At 72.2% G+C, this 15,171-nt stretch carries 10 protein-coding genes; 2 read left to right on the top strand and 8 right to left on the bottom strand.

Going from position 1 to position 15,171, the window contains the following annotated elements; translation table 11 throughout:
- Positions 1-29: 29 nt before the first annotated feature.
- From ACWC97_RS30410 to eccD, 8 genes are all read right to left on the bottom strand, one after another.
- On the bottom strand, positions 30-371 hold the full coding sequence (locus tag ACWC97_RS30410) for a hypothetical protein (RefSeq protein WP_352279966.1): 342 nt from the start codon (positions 369-371) through the stop codon (positions 30-32).
- Positions 364-897: a YbaB/EbfC family nucleoid-associated protein gene (locus tag ACWC97_RS30405; protein ID WP_352279967.1), complete on the bottom strand. Its 534-nt coding sequence runs from the start codon at positions 895-897 to the stop codon at positions 364-366. Before ACWC97_RS30405 ends, ACWC97_RS30410 begins: the two co-directional genes overlap by 8 nt.
- Positions 897-2,882, bottom strand: coding sequence for a hypothetical protein (locus ACWC97_RS30400; protein ID WP_352279968.1), 1,986 nt, complete (start codon positions 2,880-2,882; stop codon positions 897-899). The genes ACWC97_RS30405 and ACWC97_RS30400 overlap by 1 nt, the downstream gene beginning before the upstream one ends.
- 50 nt (positions 2,883-2,932) lie before the next feature.
- On the bottom strand, positions 2,933-3,367 hold the full coding sequence (locus ACWC97_RS30395) for a hypothetical protein (protein WP_352279969.1): 435 nt from the start codon (positions 3,365-3,367) through the stop codon (positions 2,933-2,935).
- Positions 3,368-3,380: 13 nt separating this feature from the next.
- Positions 3,381-3,674 (bottom strand): WXG100 family type VII secretion target, encoded by a 294-nt coding sequence (locus ACWC97_RS30390; protein ID WP_352279970.1) that lies wholly within the window; start codon positions 3,672-3,674, stop codon positions 3,381-3,383.
- Between the two features lie 37 nt (positions 3,675-3,711).
- A complete protein-coding gene (locus ACWC97_RS30385) occupies positions 3,712-4,062 on the bottom strand; it encodes a hypothetical protein (RefSeq protein WP_352279971.1) in 351 nt (116 codons plus the stop codon).
- 171 nt (positions 4,063-4,233) lie between these two features.
- Positions 4,234-5,724 (bottom strand): type VII secretion protein EccB, encoded by a 1,491-nt coding sequence (eccB, locus tag ACWC97_RS30380; RefSeq protein WP_450652783.1) that lies wholly within the window; start codon positions 5,722-5,724, stop codon positions 4,234-4,236.
- Between the two features lie 7 nt (positions 5,725-5,731).
- On the bottom strand, positions 5,732-7,114 hold the full coding sequence (gene eccD / locus ACWC97_RS30375; protein WP_450652781.1) for a type VII secretion integral membrane protein EccD: 1,383 nt from the start codon (positions 7,112-7,114) through the stop codon (positions 5,732-5,734).
- 212 nt (positions 7,115-7,326) lie between these two features.
- Between eccD and eccCa the strand changes: the two genes are divergently transcribed.
- Complete coding sequence (gene eccCa, locus ACWC97_RS30370; RefSeq protein WP_352279974.1) at positions 7,327-11,226, top strand: type VII secretion protein EccCa; 3,900 nt, start codon at positions 7,327-7,329, stop codon at positions 11,224-11,226.
- A gap of 142 nt (positions 11,227-11,368) precedes the next feature.
- Complete coding sequence (locus tag ACWC97_RS30365; RefSeq protein ID WP_450652778.1) at positions 11,369-14,656, top strand: AAA family ATPase; 3,288 nt, start codon at positions 11,369-11,371, stop codon at positions 14,654-14,656.
- Positions 14,657-15,171: the final 515 nt, after the last annotated feature.

Raw genomic sequence — 15,171 nt, 5'->3', positions numbered from 1 at the left:
CGCCGGAGCCGGGCCGGTGGTGGTGCGCGTCACTGGTCCCCTCCAGCCGCCTTCCAGTCCTTGGCGATCTGGGTGGCCAGGTCCTCGGCGCCGGCGAAGAGCTTCTTCACGTCCTGGCCGTCCTCACCCAGCCGGGTGATCAGGAAGTCGAGCATCTTCAGGGTGTCGGTGAGCGGCGGCATGCCCGTCCCGATCACATCGAGGTACTGCTTCGAGGAGTCGTCCTGGCCGTCGCCGCCGCCCCGCGTGTTGAGGCCGTTGATGGATTCGAGGTGGGCGTGCGTGTCCGCGAGGGTCTTGCCGAGTTTCCCGTACTCGTCGATGCCCTTCCAGGTCGCGGCGCCGGCCTTCAGCTCGTTCCCCTCAGGCATCGTGCTTCTTCCCTCTCCGGGCCCCGGACGCCTCCGCGGCGCCCTTCGCCATCTCGCGGAGGGGCGCCAGGAACTCCTCGACGGGGGTGCCGGCCAGCATCGAACGGCGCATCTCGTCACCCTTGCCGCGCAGGGGCTCGAACGCCTCGCGTGCGGCATCGCCGCTTTCGGTCTGCGCCTTGCCGATGAGATCCACCAGCGTCTTCCCGAGACGGACCGGGTCCATCTGCCGGTAGTCCTCGGTGTGGAACTTGATTTCGCGGACGTCGCCCCGGGCACCCACCGTGACGCTGACGGAGCGGTCCTTGGAGCGCACGGTGGAGGTACGGGCGGCCAGCTCGCGCTGGACGGCGGCGAGCCGCTCGGCGTGCTCGCGGACCTGCTGCTGCATCTCGCCGAACTGTTCCTGGAGCGTCGAGCCGAGGATCGACTCGAACTGCTCGCGCGCGGACATCGAGGGCCGGTTGTCACCCCCGTCGCGTGTGCCGCCGCCGTCGCGGGCCGTCCCGCCGCTCTGGTACCCCATCAGCCGATCACTCCCGTGGTGGTGCACTCCTGGGTGCCCCACGTCTCCTCGTCCTCGTCCAGATAGCTCTTCCGCTCCCGGTGCTGGTCCTGCCCCGCGCCCGCACCGGCTCCCGCACCCGCGCCGGGCGGCGGCATCATCGGCGACTGGGAGGAGGTGCGCCGGTTCGCGGCCGCCTCCTCGACCACCTTGGCGCTGGGGTCGACGGAGGTGGTCCGGACCTTGCCGGTCGGCTCGACACCGATGCTGGTCCTGCCGCCCTTGCCGCTCGTGTACTCGGAGAACGTGCCGTCGGGGTTGCGGACCTTGAACACGCCCTTGCTCTGCTGCGATCCGCCCTCGCCGCCGGTACGGAGCCCGGAGTGGTCGCTGGAGAGCCGGGAGGTCTCACGGAGGCGGGACAACGCCTTCTCGTTCTCCCTCCGCTGCTGCTCGGCCCGCCGCTGCGCCTCCTGCTGTTCCTTGGCCTGCTGCTGGTACGCCTTCTGCTCCGCCTCGGCCTGGCGGCGCAGCGTCTCCTGCTGGCTCTGCTGCTTCTGCTGTTGCTGGAACGCTCCGGGGGTCGTCTTGTAGAGGGAGCCGTCGGAGTTCCTGAGGGGCTTTCCGTCCGGGCCGGTGACGGTGCCGTTCTTGTTGAGGGTGGAGCCGGGCGGGATGTTCATCAGGCCGCCGGGGCCGAACGACCCCGGGCCGCTGGTGTTCTGGTCGGTGTCGGTTCCGGTGTTGCCCAGGCCGGTGTTGCCCAGGCCGGTGTTGTCGAGTCCGGAGCCGCCGTTGCCCGTGACGTTGTCGGTGCCGAAGCTCCCCGGGCCCGAGGCGTTCAGGTTCTTGAGCTGGTCCTGGAGCGTCGAGCCGGGGCCGTCCTTGTCCAGGCCGCTCTGTCCGGAGGAGTCGCCGTCGCTGAACGCTCCGGGCGAATCCTCTTTCTGGAGCTCGGTGTTGTCCCCGCCGGGCAGGTTCTTGTCGTCGCCCGTGGGGTTCGTCAGCCCCTTGAGCAGATCGGCGATGGTGTCGGACGTGGTGGATCCGTCCGGGTTCAGTCCGCCCTTGTCGGTGCCGGCCGGGGCGTCCCAGGGCGGCTTGGTCGGGACACGGATGGCCCCTTCGGTCAGGCCGTAGGCCAAGCCGATGGCCTTCCCCGCGTCCCTGGCGGGGCCGTCGAGGCTGGCTCCGACCTGGTCGAGCCAGCGCTGCTTGGCCTTGGCCTCGAACGCTTCCCAGAATCCCGACCCGTGCGGGTCGCCGAGCGACGTCTTCAGCCAGCCGTTGTCGAACGTGTAGGCGCCCTCGGCGAACTCCTCGTGGAAGAGGTCGCTCAGGATCTGGGCGGGCCAGGCGTTGTTCTCCGTTCCGTAGGCGAAGATCACCTGGTACAGGCTCTGGAGCTGCCTGGTCGCTTCCTGGCGGGCGTCGTCGATCTCCTTGGAGAAGTCCCGCGGGTTGGTCATCTGGGTGTGCAGATTGCCGAACTGGTTCGCCACCCCGATGAGCATGCTGCGGAACTGTCCCGCGGCGGTGCCCTGCATCTCGGAGTCGGGTACGTCGATCTCCTCGGACCAGCCCTTGACGGTGTGGAACCACTCGTCCAGGAACCGCTGGACGCCTTTGACCGTCCAGCTGGCGTCGTCGAAGCTGTGCAGGGAGAAGACGGTGTTGCCGACCTCGCCGAGGGCGGTGGCGAGGAGTTCCCTGGCGCCGAAGTGCCACTTGTAGATCGCCTGGTCCTGGGGCAGCGGGTCCTTCAGGTCGGCGCTGACGTTGAATCCGACCTGGTAGTTGTAGAAGGCGCCGTTGTACCAGCGCTTGTTCCAGCCCAGGTCGTAGCCACCGGGCGCGCCACCGGTCCCCGCGACCCCCTCCAGGTGGTGGGGAGCGACGAAGGTGTCACCGAGCCACTTCAGCTTGGTGACCTCCGCCCGGTCGACCGGGCCGCCCTCCTGGTCGGAGACGAGGCCGAGAGCCTCTTCCCACTTCGTGACCGCCATGCTGTCAATCCTTCTCTCGGCCCTGCCCCACCGCGGTGTCGCCCGACGGATCAGACGCCGGTGGTCGGCGTCTTCTCCGTGGTCGACTGAGTGGCCCCACTGCCACCGAAGATGCTCAGCGGAACCTTGAGGTCGTCCATCATCGTCTGCAGTGCGATGTCCTTGGCGTCCTGCTCGCCCTGCTGGGTGATGTGATCGACGCCGACCAGGTTGTCGGAGAGCTTCAGCATCCCTTCCTTCATCTCGTCCAGGAGCTTCACCATGCCCACGGCGAAGGAGTTGAACTTCTTCCGCAGCATCGCCGTCTGCTGGATGTTCGCCTTCGGGTTGCCCGCGAGCAGGGAGTCGTCGGCGGCGTAGAGCCGCAGCCGCACGATGTCCGGGTGCTTGTCGAACTGCTCGACGAACTGGGCGTTGATCCTGTCCCGCGCGAAGCCCTGCAGGAAGTCCGACGAGATCTTGTAGGTACCGCCGTCCTCAGCCATGGGTCAGCCTCCGTCAGCCGGCCATGAGCTTGGCGCCGAGGCCGTCATGCTCGTGGTGGGTGTTGCCCATGTTGTTCAGGGTCTGGTGCCCCTGGTTGAACGCGCTGTCCATCTCGTTGATCGCGGTGTTCAGCCTCGTCTGCACCTCGCGCCACTGGTTGGCGCTCTGGCCCTGGGCGGTGTTGGCGAGTTCCTGGACGCCCGCGACCAGCTCCTCCAGCGCGTTGCGCATGTTCGCCGTGAGCTGCTGCATGTCGTTGGTGGCGTCGCCGAGACCGCCCCAGTTGATCTGGATGTCGCCGGACACGATGTGCCCCTTTCTTCCTGCGACGGATGAGGACGGATCAGTTGTTGTTGAGGACGTTCGTGATGCCGTCGGAGACGGCGGAGCCCTCGAAGCCGGTCTTGGCGTGCTGGAGAGCGGCCTGCTCACCGGCGTCGAGGACGTTCTGCTGCTCGTTCAGCTTGTTCCAGACGTCGTCGACGGCCGCCATCGCCTTGGTGTAGCCCTGCTGCCACGTCGCGAACTTGTCCTGGAAGGTCGCGGCCGACCCGTCCGAGGTGCTGTAGTGCGTCGCGACGTTGCTCCTGATGCTCTCGGCGGCGCCACCGGCCTGCTTCATGAAGCCGAAGTGGGTGTCGAGCGCGACGATGGCCTTCCGTGCCGCCGCAGCATCCTTGACGAGCTCTGACACGTTGTGTCCCTCCAGTCGGAACCTGATCGGTTACGGGAAGGCGCGACCCATCCGTCGCAGGGTCCTCCCCAACCCCATCTACCTCGGGGAGATTATCCGATCAATGAGATTGATGTCAGCAGTGGAGGTGGGTAGTTCACCGCTATTTGAGGTTTTCTTGAGCATCTCCCACTAACCCGCGCCGCATTGTTCACGGAGTTGTGTTCTCTTCTGCGGAACCTTCCCTTCCTCCTGGGCATCCGCGTCCACCACTCCGTTCCTCGAAACCCCCGAAGGATCCAGTACCGGACCACTCGGCAGGAGGCTCAGCAATCGCCCCGGAACATCCACGGCGGCGCCCGCGGAATACCCGATCTGTTTCAGTCCCGCCTCCGTCACCGGATAGGAAACGCCCGAATCCGTCACCAAATAAAGGGAGTTGCCGGTACCCGCCGAGGACCGGGCCCGCACCAGCGACCCCGCTCCCGGGCGCACCCAGATCCGGTCCACCGCCACGCACGCCGCCCTCACCCCCGGCTGCCGGTCGGGCGGCGAGCCGGGGACCCCGTCCGCCGGCAGGAGGGACACCGTCGTCGTGTGGCCGCCGGAGGACGGTTTCACCCGGACGCAGACCTGCTCCTGGGCCGGGTCCACCGTCGACACCCGGGGCACCGAGGCCGGCAGCCCCGCCGCCATCTGCTGCGCCGCGGCCGCCGGCGCCTGGTGGGCCGCCAGGTCGGCCGGGCCCACCGGACGCTCGGTCACGGCCTTCCCGTCGTACGCCTGCTTCTGGGTGCGCGGGTCGCCGCGCAGCAGCCGGCGGGCCGGGCCGGTCAGTGGGGCCAGCCCGTCCGTACGCAGCACATAGTGCTGTCCACCGGCCGAGAAGAGCTGGCCGACGCGGGTGCCCTCACCCGCCAGGCGCGGTCCCGGGCGCCCCCGCCCGGGGATCTCCGGCGGGGCGATCCCCGGCCCCGCGTCCAGCGCTGTCAGGAACGACGCGTCGACCAGTACGGGCGTGACGCCCGCCCAGCCCAGCGCCGCCTCCGTACCGTGCTCGGTGTCGATCCGGAACCGGCGGCCGTTCCAGACCAGTTGCCGCCCCTCCCCCGGGGCCGTCACCAGCACGCCCCGGTCGGAGCCGAGCCCGTCCTCCGCGTCCGCGGGACCGGACACGACCACGCTGGTCAGCGGCTTCGTCCTCGTCGGCCCGGACGGCTGCACACCGGCGCAGACCGCCCAGGCCCCGGCGCCGGGCGTCTGCGGCAGCCCGTCCGGAGCGCCCACGATCCCGATGGGGGTGCCGCGCGGCGCGTCCTCGATGGACCCCTCCGCGACCTCCTCCACCGCCATCCGGCCGCCCGCGACCAGCCGCGCGGAAGCCTGGTTGAGCACCGGGTGCAGCACCCCGCCGACGTTCAGGTAACGGGCACCGGTCTCCTTCACCACGACCAGTGCGCCCGGCGTCTGCCAGGAGGTCCCCCCACCCGGCTTGATCAGCCCGAAGAGCACGGTGACCACGCAGGCCAGCGCCACGATCAGCGCCCCCCAGCGGACGCCCCGCCAGGTCCGCGCGGTCGGGGTGTCGGGCGAGTCGGGGTCGTCCCGCAGCAGTCCGCTGGAGAGCCGGCCCATCACGTACAGATGCGCCTGCACCTGGTCCTTGCGCGACTGCACCGCCATCAGCCCCTCACCCCCTGATCCCGCGCAGCGCCCCGAACACCCCGGCGAGCAGCACCGCGAGCGGCAGCAGCGCCAGCGCGCAGAGCGTTTGCAGGAGATCGGCGATCCGGCCCCAGTAGGGGACGAGCCGTCGTCCCGGCACGGTCCAGGCGGCGATCGCGGTGACCGCCGCCAGCGCGGCGAAGGCCGCGGTGATCTCCAGGCGCCCGGGAAGGCCCAGGTCGATGGCGCGGAGCACCCCCGCGAGGGCGAGCCCGTACGCCCCCGGCACCGCCATCGCGAGCCGGTGCGGGACGGCGCCGACCACGCGCACGTGCAGGAGCAGCAGCGTGCTCAGCACCACGGCGAGCAGCTCGGCCGTCCAGCCGCCGCCGGTGGCGAGCAGCGCGGTCTCGCAGGCCGCGGCCAGCAGTCCGAGCGCCACGTACATGCCGGTCAGGTAGCGGTCGGCCAGTTCGGCGCGCTCGCGGACCTGGGCGGCGGGGAACGGGTCGATGCCCTCCTGGAGCTCGCCCGCGTTGGAGGGGAGCGGCGGCATCCGCATCCCGGCGAACCGGAAGGCCAGGCTGGGCACGAAGCCGCCCGCGAGGACGACCACGACCGCCAGCCACCCGGCCACCTGGGCGATCGGCATCCCGGACAGTGCGACCGCACCGGCCATCGAGGTGAACAGGGCCACCACGAACGCCCCGAGGAAGAGGGGGGCGAACGCCCCGACGGCGGCCAGCGCGAGGATCGCGGCACCGGCCCCGGCCGCGCCTCCGGCCAGCAGCCTCGGGCCCAGCAGGCTCTCGCCGTGCCCGGCGGCCGGGATCAGCGCGCCCGCGACGGCCAGGTAGGGAACGGCCAGTACGCCGAGCGCCGCGCCGGCCCCGGCGTCGCCGACCGCCCGGGAGGCGGCCAGCCCGCCGGCCACCAGCAGCAGGGCGACGGCACCGGCCGCTCCGGCCCGCCACATCGCGGCGCCCGGCAGCAGCACGGTGATCAGCCCGGCGGCCAGCGCCGTCACGGTGAATCCGATGAGCAGCCGGCGGGTCAGCTCGGGCCGCCAGGTGTCGGGCCGGGCCCGCAGGGTCTCCCCGATGCCGTCGACCAGATCGTCGAAGTCGGCTTCCGGCAAAGCCTCATGACGGGCCCTCAGATACAGGGTCTCGCCGTCGCGCAGTTCCGCCTCGGCCGGGGTGCGCTCCTCGTCGAGGGGCGCGGCACCGAGCCGTTGGAGCGTCCAGCCGCCGTGCTCCAGGCCCTGTTCGTCGAGGTCCCCGCCGGCGTACTCGACCAGTACCGGCAGCAGATCGGCGAGAGGAACATCGACGGGTATGCCTAGTTCGAAGGTTTTCTCCGGACTTCTGACGGTTATCCGGCAGAGTCCGGCGGTCTTGTCGCCCACGGTGCGCGATTCACTCCCGCCTGTATTTCCGTTCGGGATTCGACCCGAGAACGTGTGCACATTATCGTGAAGTTCGTTATGACTGTACGTTCGTGCGACCAACCGAAAATCGGCGGTGTGGGCCGCGGTTTTCGAGTCGTCGACACTTCGAGTCGGGAGCCGGTTTGAGCACGGTCATTTTTCGGCGGCCCCCGCGTCGGGTCGGCCCCCGCATGCCCGAGGGCGAACTGACGCTTCAGGAGCCGCCGTCCCTGCCGGAGCCGCAGGGCGCCATGGGCGGGATCATCACCTACCTGCCGATGGCGCTGAGCTCGCTCGGCATGGTGCTCATCTTCATCCGGCCCGGCCAGGGCAACGGGGTGCTGATGTGGGTGTCGGTCGGCATGATGGGCGCCTCGGCCATCGGCATGCTGGTCGCCCAGTTCCTCCGGGCCGCCGGGGACCGCAAGCGCAAGCTGCGCGCCGAACGCCGGGACTACCTGCGGTACCTGACGACGAGCCGACGCCGCATCCGCAAGGTCGTCGAGCAGCAGCGGCAGGCCCAGGAGTGGCGCCACCCGCTGCCCCAGGCCCTGTGGTCGGTCGCCCGCACCGGACGCCTGTGGGAACGGCGCGCCACCCACGACGACTTCGGCGAGGCGCGGATCGGGACCGGTGAGCAGCAGCTCGCCCTCACCCTCCTGCCGCTGTCCACCAAGCCGGTCGAGGACCTGGAGCCGCTCTCCGCGCACGCCCTGCGCCGGTTCATCCACGCCTACTCGACGGTCGGCGACCAGCCGGTGGCCGTACGGCTGCGCTCGTTCGCCCGGGTGCTGCTCGTCTCCGCCGACGAGCACCGCGCGGTCTCCCGGGCCGCCGCCCGGGCGCTGGTCGCCCAGCTCGCGGTGGCCCACGCCCCGGAGGACCTGTCGATCGCCGTGGTCGCGGACGGCGACGCGCTGCCGTCCTGGTCCTGGGCGAAGTGGCTGCCGCACGTCCAGCACCAGGCCGATGTCGACGGAGCGGGTCCGGCCCGTCTGGTGGCCGAGACGGTCTCGGAGCTGGAGCCGCTGCTCGGTGAGGAGTTCGCCGGGCGGCCGGCGTTCGAGCCCGGCGCGGAGCCGAGCCGCGACGAGCCGTTCACCGTCGTCGTCCTGGACACCGCGTCCGTGCCTCCCGGGGCCCGGCTGGCCGAGACCGGCTACCGCAACACGGTCGTCGTCGACGTCCGCGGGACCCTGGAGGGCGCCTGCCAGACGCGCGGCACGCTGCGGCTGCGGGTCGCGCCCGACGCCCTGACCCTGCTGTCCACCGCACCGGACGGCAAGCCGGCCGAGACCGCGCTGGGCCGGCCGGACGCGCTCGGTCCGCACGCCTCCCGTGCCCTCGCCACCGTCCTCGCGCCTTTCCGGCTGGGTGCCGCGGCGCGGGCCGAACGCCCGTTGCAGGAGGACATGGAGCTCACCGACCTGCTCGGCATCCGCGATCTGCACGCCACCGAGGCGGCCGAGCTGCACCGCCCCCGCGCCGCGTCGGAGCGGATGCGGGTGCCGATCGGCATCGGCTCGGACGGCGCGCACGTCGATCTCGACCTCAAGGAGTCCGCGCAGGGCGGCATGGGCCCGCACGGCATGCTGATCGGTGCCACCGGGTCCGGCAAGTCGGAGCTGCTGCGCACCCTGGTGCTCGCGCTGGCGCTCACCCACTCCTCCGAGACGCTCAACTTCGTCCTCACCGACTTCAAGGGCGGCGCGACCTTCCTGGGGCTGGACCGGCTGCCGCACACCTCGGCCGTCATCACCAACCTGGCGGACGAGGCGGCGCTGGTGGAGCGGATGAAGGACGCCCTGCACGGCGAACTCGTCCGCCGCCAGGAGCTGCTACGCAAGGCCGGCAACTACTCGTCCGTCCGCGAGTACGAGGAGGCCCGGGCGGGCGGCGCCGACCTCGCCCCGCTGCCCACCCTGTTCGTGGTGGTCGACGAGTTCAGCGAGCTGCTGGCCGCACACCGCGACTTCCTCGACCTCTTCGTGATGATCGGCCGGCTCGGCCGTTCGCTCTCCGTCCACCTGCTGCTCGCCTCGCAGCGGCTGGACGAGGGCCGGATCAACCAGCTGGAGGGCCACCTCTCCTACCGCATCGCGCTGCGCACGTTCTCCGCGATGGAGAGCCGAGGGGTGCTCGGTGTGCCGGACGCCTACGAGCTGCCGCCGCAGCCCGGCAGCGGCCTGCTGAAGAACGACGTCGGTTCGCTCACCCGCTTCAAGGCCGCCTACGTGTCGGGCCGCTACCGGGCCTCCCGCCCCGCGATGCGCCGTGCGGTGGTCGCCGGGCAGGTGGTGCCGTTCGAGGCGGGCTGGGTCCCGCCCCGCGACCTGCCCGCCGCCCCGGACACGGAGCCGGAGACCGAGCCGGAGGAGGAGAACACCTCCGGGCCGAGCCTGCTCACCGTCGCCGTCGACAAGCTGGAGCACTCCGGACCCCCCGCCCACCAGGTGTGGCTGGCCCCACTGGACGAGCCCCCGACGCTCGATCTCCTGCTGCCGCCGCCCGGCATGCCCCGGGGCAAGTTCCTCTCCGTGCCGGTCGGCGTCATCGACCGCCCCTTCGACCAGCGCCGCGACGAGCTGGTGGCCGACCTGTCCGGAGCGGGCGGCCATGTCGGGATCGCGGGCGGTCCGCAGTCCGGCAAGTCCACCCTGGTCCGTACGCTGATCACGGCGCTGGCGCTCACCCACACCCCGCGCGAAGTGCAGTTCTACTGCCTGGACTTCGGCGGCGGCACGCTCACCTCGCTCACCGGGCTGCCGCATGTCGGCGGTGTCACCGGGCGTCTGGACCCCGAGCGGATGGCCCGTACCATCGCCGAGGTCAGTGGGGTCATCACCCGTCGCGAACTCCTCTTCGCGGAGCGGGGCGTGGAGTCCATGGCCGACTTCCGGCGCCGCCGGGCGGCCGGCGAGTTCCCGGACGAGGCGCACGGCGACGTCTTCCTCGTCGTGGACGGATGGAACACCATCCGCCAGGACTTCATGGACCTCGCCCCCACCTTCAACCTGATCGCCTCCCGGGGCCTCAACTTCGGGGTGCACCTGATCGTGGCCTCCGGCCGCTGGATGGAGATCTCGGCCGCGCTGCGCGACCAGTTGGGCACCCGCTTCGAGCTGCGGCTCGGCGACCCGGTGGACTCGATGGTCAACATGCGTGCGGCGGGGACCGTTCCGGCGATCCCGGGCCGCGGTCTGACCGCCGAACGGATGCACTTCCTCACCGCGCTCCCCCGCAACGACGGCGATCCGGACACGGAGAACATCGCGGACGGGGTCGCCGCGCTCGTACGGGAGGTCGCGGCCGGATGGGACGGGCCGGTCGCCCCGAAGGTCCGGATGCTGCCGATGAGCCTCCCCGCCGCCGAACTCCCGGCACCCGACGGCGACCTGCGTGTCCCGCTCGGTCTGGAGGACCAGCGGCTCGACGTGTTCCACCACGACTTCGAGGAGCACCCGCACCTGGTGGTCGTCGGTGACGTGGAGTCCGGCAAGTCGAACCTGCTCGCCCATGTCGCCGACGCGATCTGCACCCGCTACTCCCCCGCCGAGGCCCGGGTCGTGCTCGTCGACTACCGGCGCGGCCTCTCCGAGGCTGTGCCCGAGTCGCACCGCCTGGGCTACGCCACCGGCGCCAACCTGTTGGCGCAGATGGTCGACGGGGTGGCGCGGGCGATGAAGGACCGGGTGCCCGGTCCGGAGATCGCCCCGGCCCGGCTGCGGCTGCGCGACTGGTGGAGCGGGCCCCGGCTCTTCCTCCTCGTCGACGACCACGAACTGGTCTCCACGGGCGGGATGAGCGGCGGCGACCCCTTCGGGCCGCTCCACGAGTTCCTGGCCCAGGCGGACGAGATCGGTCTGCACATCGTCGTGGCCCGCAGCGCGAACGGCTCCGGCCGGGCAATGATGTCCGACCAGCTGCTGCGGCGCATGGTCGAGGCCAACACCCCGGTGCTGATGATGAGCTGCCCGCCCGCGGAAGGGCAGGTGGTGGCCGGTACGAAGCCACGTATCCTGCCTGCGGGACGAGGCCTGTACATCACCCGCCGCCGTACCGTGCAGATCCAGACGGCACACCGGTCCTGACGGCCCGGCGCCCTCCCGCCGCCCACTCGGCCCCGCGCACCCGAGCCGCCCGTACCGTCGCCACGGTGCGGGCGGCCGTCGCGGGGCCGGTCACCGGGGCACCGGCGAAGGGCCCGACCACGACGACGCAGAAAGGAACGCCATGGCCCGCCAGACCATCGTCGCGGACCCGTACCAGGGCATCGCGTCGGCTCTCGCCGCCGCCCGCCCGGGAGGAGTGGTCCGACTCCGCCCCGGCCACTACGACGAATGCCTGGTCATCACCAAGATGGTCACGATCGTCGCCGACGACCCCGACGACCCGCCCGAGATATCCCCGCGCGCGGGCAGCGCCGTGCAGGTCGTCGCCGAGGCCGTCAAGCTCTCCGGGCTGATCCTGCGCGGCGGCGACGAGGACGCCCCCGTCGTCGACGTACCGCGCGGCCAGGCGGCCCTGGAGAACTGCCGGGTGCACGCCCACTCGTGGACCGCGCTGCTCTCCCGCGAGCGCGGCTCCCTCGCCATGCGCGACTGCGTCGTCACCAACCCGTCGGGGGCCGGGTTCGTCGACCTCTCCCCCGAATCCAGTGTCGTCGAGGACTGCGTCTTCGAGGACCTCGGCAGCTCCGGGCTGGTGCTCGGTGACGACTCCGCGCCCTCGATCCGCGACTGCTCGGTCCGGGGTGCCCGGGGCAACGGCCTCCTCGCGAACGGGCGCGCGGGCGGCACCGTCGAACGCCTCACGGTCGAGGGCACCCCCAAACCGGGGGTCGCCCTGGAGGAGCAGGCCACCACCCGGCTCACCGACGTGCACGCCGTCGGCTGCACCATCGGCTTCCACATCTCCTCCACCGCGCTGCCCGTCCTCACCGGCTGCACCGCCGTCGACAGCACCACCCACGGAGTGCTGCTCTCCGCCACCACCGCGCCCGCCCTCAACAACGTGGAGGCCCGGGGCTCGGGCGGCAACGGCATCGTCGCGATCGAGCAGGCCCGCGGCACCCTCTCCGACTGCCTGGTGGAGAACTCGCTCGCCGCCGGGATCCTGGTACGCGGCAGCGCCGCGCCCACCGTCCAGCGCACGCTCGTCACCGGCGGCAAGGCCGAGGGCATCCTCCTCGACGCCGACAGCGCGCCCCGCATCGACCGGGTGACCGTGCACCGGGCGGGCGGCCACGGCATCGTCCTCGCCGGCGGCAACCGGGCCCGGCTGCGGGACGTCGAGATCGTCGAGGCCGTCGGCCACGGGCTGCACGCCCGCGACGAGGCGCGCGGCCGTATCGAGATGACCACGGTCCTGGACGCCGCGCAGTGCGGCATCCGGATCGACGGGGCGAGCCCCGCCTTCCAGGACGTCGCCGTCCGGGGCAGCGGGGCCGCCGGGTTCGCGGCCGCCGGGAAGTGCGCCCCCGAACTCGTCGACACCCTCGTGGAGGACTCCGGCGCCGAGGGCATCACGGTCACCGACGACGGGGCCGGGCTGACCGCCGTCCGCGCCCGGGTGCTGCGCAGCCGGAGCCATGGCGCGCTCATCGGCGCGGGCGCCACCGCCGAGCTGACCGGGTGCGAGTTCACCGACGGCAGGGCCGACGGCATCCGGGTCGCCACCGAACGTCCCGTACGCGCCGCGGGCTGCACCGTCACCGGCAACACCGGGGCCGGCGTCCGCCACACCGCGCCGGGCGGCAGCCTCGCCGCGGACGATCTGACCAGCGAGGACAACGGCGAGCCCGACGCCCTGGGCGGGCGTGGCGACGGCGCCGCCGAGCCGGAGGCCCGGGGCGCGGACGGCGGGGGGCCGGCCGGTCCGCTCGCCCGGCTCGACGAGCTCGTGGGGCTGCGGGCCGTCAAGGAGCAGGTCGCCACGCTCGTCAACCTCAACAAGCTGGCCCGGCGGCGCCGCGAGATGGGGCTGCCCGTCCCGGCCACCGCCCGCCACCTCGTCTTCGCCGGTCCGCCCGGCACCGGCAAGACCACGGTCGCCCGGCTCTACGGCTCGGTCCTCGCCTCCCTCGGCGTCCTGCGCTCCGGACATCTGGTGGAGGTGGCCCGCGCCGACCTCGTCGCGAAGATCATCGGCGGCACCGCCATCAAGACCACCGAGGTCTTCGAACAGGCCCTCGGCGGAGTGCTGTTCATCGACGAGGCGTACACCCTCACCGCGGACGGCGGCAGCGGCCCCGACTTCGGCCGGGAGGCCGTCGACACCCTGGTCAAGCTGATGGAGGACCACCGCGAGGACGTCGTCGTCATCGCCGCCGGCTACTCGCGGCAGATGCGGAGCTTCCTGGAGTCCAACCCCGGTCTGGGCTCCCGGTTCAGCCGCACGCTGGAGTTCGAGAACTACTCGGTGGACGAGCTGCTCACCATCGTGAAGCGCCAGGGCGAGCAGAATCGATTCACGTTCCGTGAGGACACCGAGCGGGCGTTGGCCCACCACTTCGAGCAGATGCACCGGGACGAGTCGTTCGGCAACGCCCGCGCCGCCCGCAAGGTGTTCGAGGAGATGGTGGACCGCCAGGCGTTCCGCCTCGCCGAGTCCCCGGACATCACGGAGGAGGACCTGACCGTCCTGCTCCCGACCGATGTCGGCGAGGAGGCCGCGGCCGCCGTCTCGGGCGAGGGCGGTGCGGACGGCCGGTCCGACCGGCTCACCGGGCTGCTCGCCGAACTCGACGGCCTGATCGGCCTGGACGGGGTCAAGGCGCAGGTCCGCGACGTCGTCAACCTGGTGTCGGCGGCGCGCCGCCGCAAGGCCGCCGGGCTGCCCGCCCCGGCCGTCGCCCACCACCTGGTCTTCACCGGCCCGCCCGGCACCGGCAAGACATCGGTGGCGCGGCTGTACGGTGAGCTCCTGGGCGCGATGTCGGTGCTGCCGCGCGGCCAGCTGGTGGAGGTCTCCCGCGCCGATCTCGTCGGCCGCTACGTGGGCCACACCGCGCAGCTCACCAAGGAGACGTTCGCGCGGGCCCGGGGCGGGGTGCTGTTCATCGACGAGGCGTACACCCTCACCCCCGAGGGCGGTTCGGGCTCCGACTTCGGGCGCGAGGCGGTCGACACCCTGCTCAAGCTGATGGAGGACCACCGGGACGACACGGTCGTGGTCGCCGCGGGCTACGAGGGCGAGATGGCCCGCTTCCTCGGCTCCAACCCCGGTCTGGCCTCCCGGTTCGGACGCACCGTCACCTTCGATTCCTACGATGCGGACGAGCTGGTCGAGATCGTGCACCGGCAGAGCACCCGGGACGGCTACGTGTGCGCGCCCGACACGCTGGAGGCGCTGCGCCGCCACTTCGCCGGTGTCGACCGGGGCCCGAGCTTCGGCAACGGGCGCTACGCCCGCACCGTGCTCGAACAGATGATGACCCGCCAGGCCGGACGGCTCGCGTCCCTCCCGGACGCGGACACGGACCAGCTGCGGCTGCTGCTTCCCGAGGATGTGACGGCATGACGGACGAGCGCAAACTGACGGCGAGGCTCCGGGACACCGGCCGGTGTGCCACCTGCTTCGAGGCGTTCAACCCCGCCTGTCCCCGGGCGGTGCTCGACGAGGGGACGGTCGAGGTGCCCCGGGAGGCGGCCGAGCCGGTCCGGCCGGCGCCCCGGCCCCGTGCCACCGCCGGGTCCGAGGTGGGCGGTGTGCCAGGAGCCGTGGTCGCCCCGAGGGTCGGCGCGCAGCCCCCGGTCGCCCCCCGTTCCCGGGGTACCGCCGCCCCGGCGGGTTCTGCCGAGACCCCGTCCGGTTCCGCCCCGGTACGCGACCCGCGCCGTCCGAGGGCGGGTGCGTCCGGTGCCCCGTCCCCGTGGCAGGAGCGCGCCGCGCCCCGGCCGGCCCCGGGCGCGGCGGCCCCCGCCCCGGGTGCGTCGGCCCGGCGGAGCACCACGACGCCCGGTGCGTCGCCGGGGCGTGCCCCGCGCCCCGGGGCCGCGGCGCCCGGCAGGGCCGAGGCCCCGGCGACGGAGGGG

The sequence above is a fragment of the Streptomyces sp. NPDC001108 genome, from assembly GCF_053598535.1.
Note: the sequence above shows the minus strand (reverse complement) of the source record. Positions and strands in the feature narration are given on the sequence as shown.

Coding starts and splice junctions, on each gene's coding strand:
- ACWC97_RS30410 (WP_352279966.1), bottom strand. CDS start 371: ATGCCTGAGGGGAACGAGCTGAAGGCCGGCGCCGCGACCTGGAAGGGC.
- ACWC97_RS30405 (WP_352279967.1), bottom strand. CDS start 897: ATGGGGTACCAGAGCGGCGGGACGGCCCGCGACGGCGGCGGCACACGC.
- ACWC97_RS30400 (WP_352279968.1), bottom strand. CDS start 2,882: ATGGCGGTCACGAAGTGGGAAGAGGCTCTCGGCCTCGTCTCCGACCAG.
- ACWC97_RS30395 (WP_352279969.1), bottom strand. CDS start 3,367: ATGGCTGAGGACGGCGGTACCTACAAGATCTCGTCGGACTTCCTGCAG.
- eccB (WP_450652783.1), bottom strand. CDS start 5,724: ATGGCGGTGCAGTCGCGCAAGGACCAGGTGCAGGCGCATCTGTACGTG.
- eccCa (WP_352279974.1), top strand. CDS start 7,327: ATGCCCGAGGGCGAACTGACGCTTCAGGAGCCGCCGTCCCTGCCGGAG.
- ACWC97_RS30365 (WP_450652778.1), top strand. CDS start 11,369: ATGGCCCGCCAGACCATCGTCGCGGACCCGTACCAGGGCATCGCGTCG.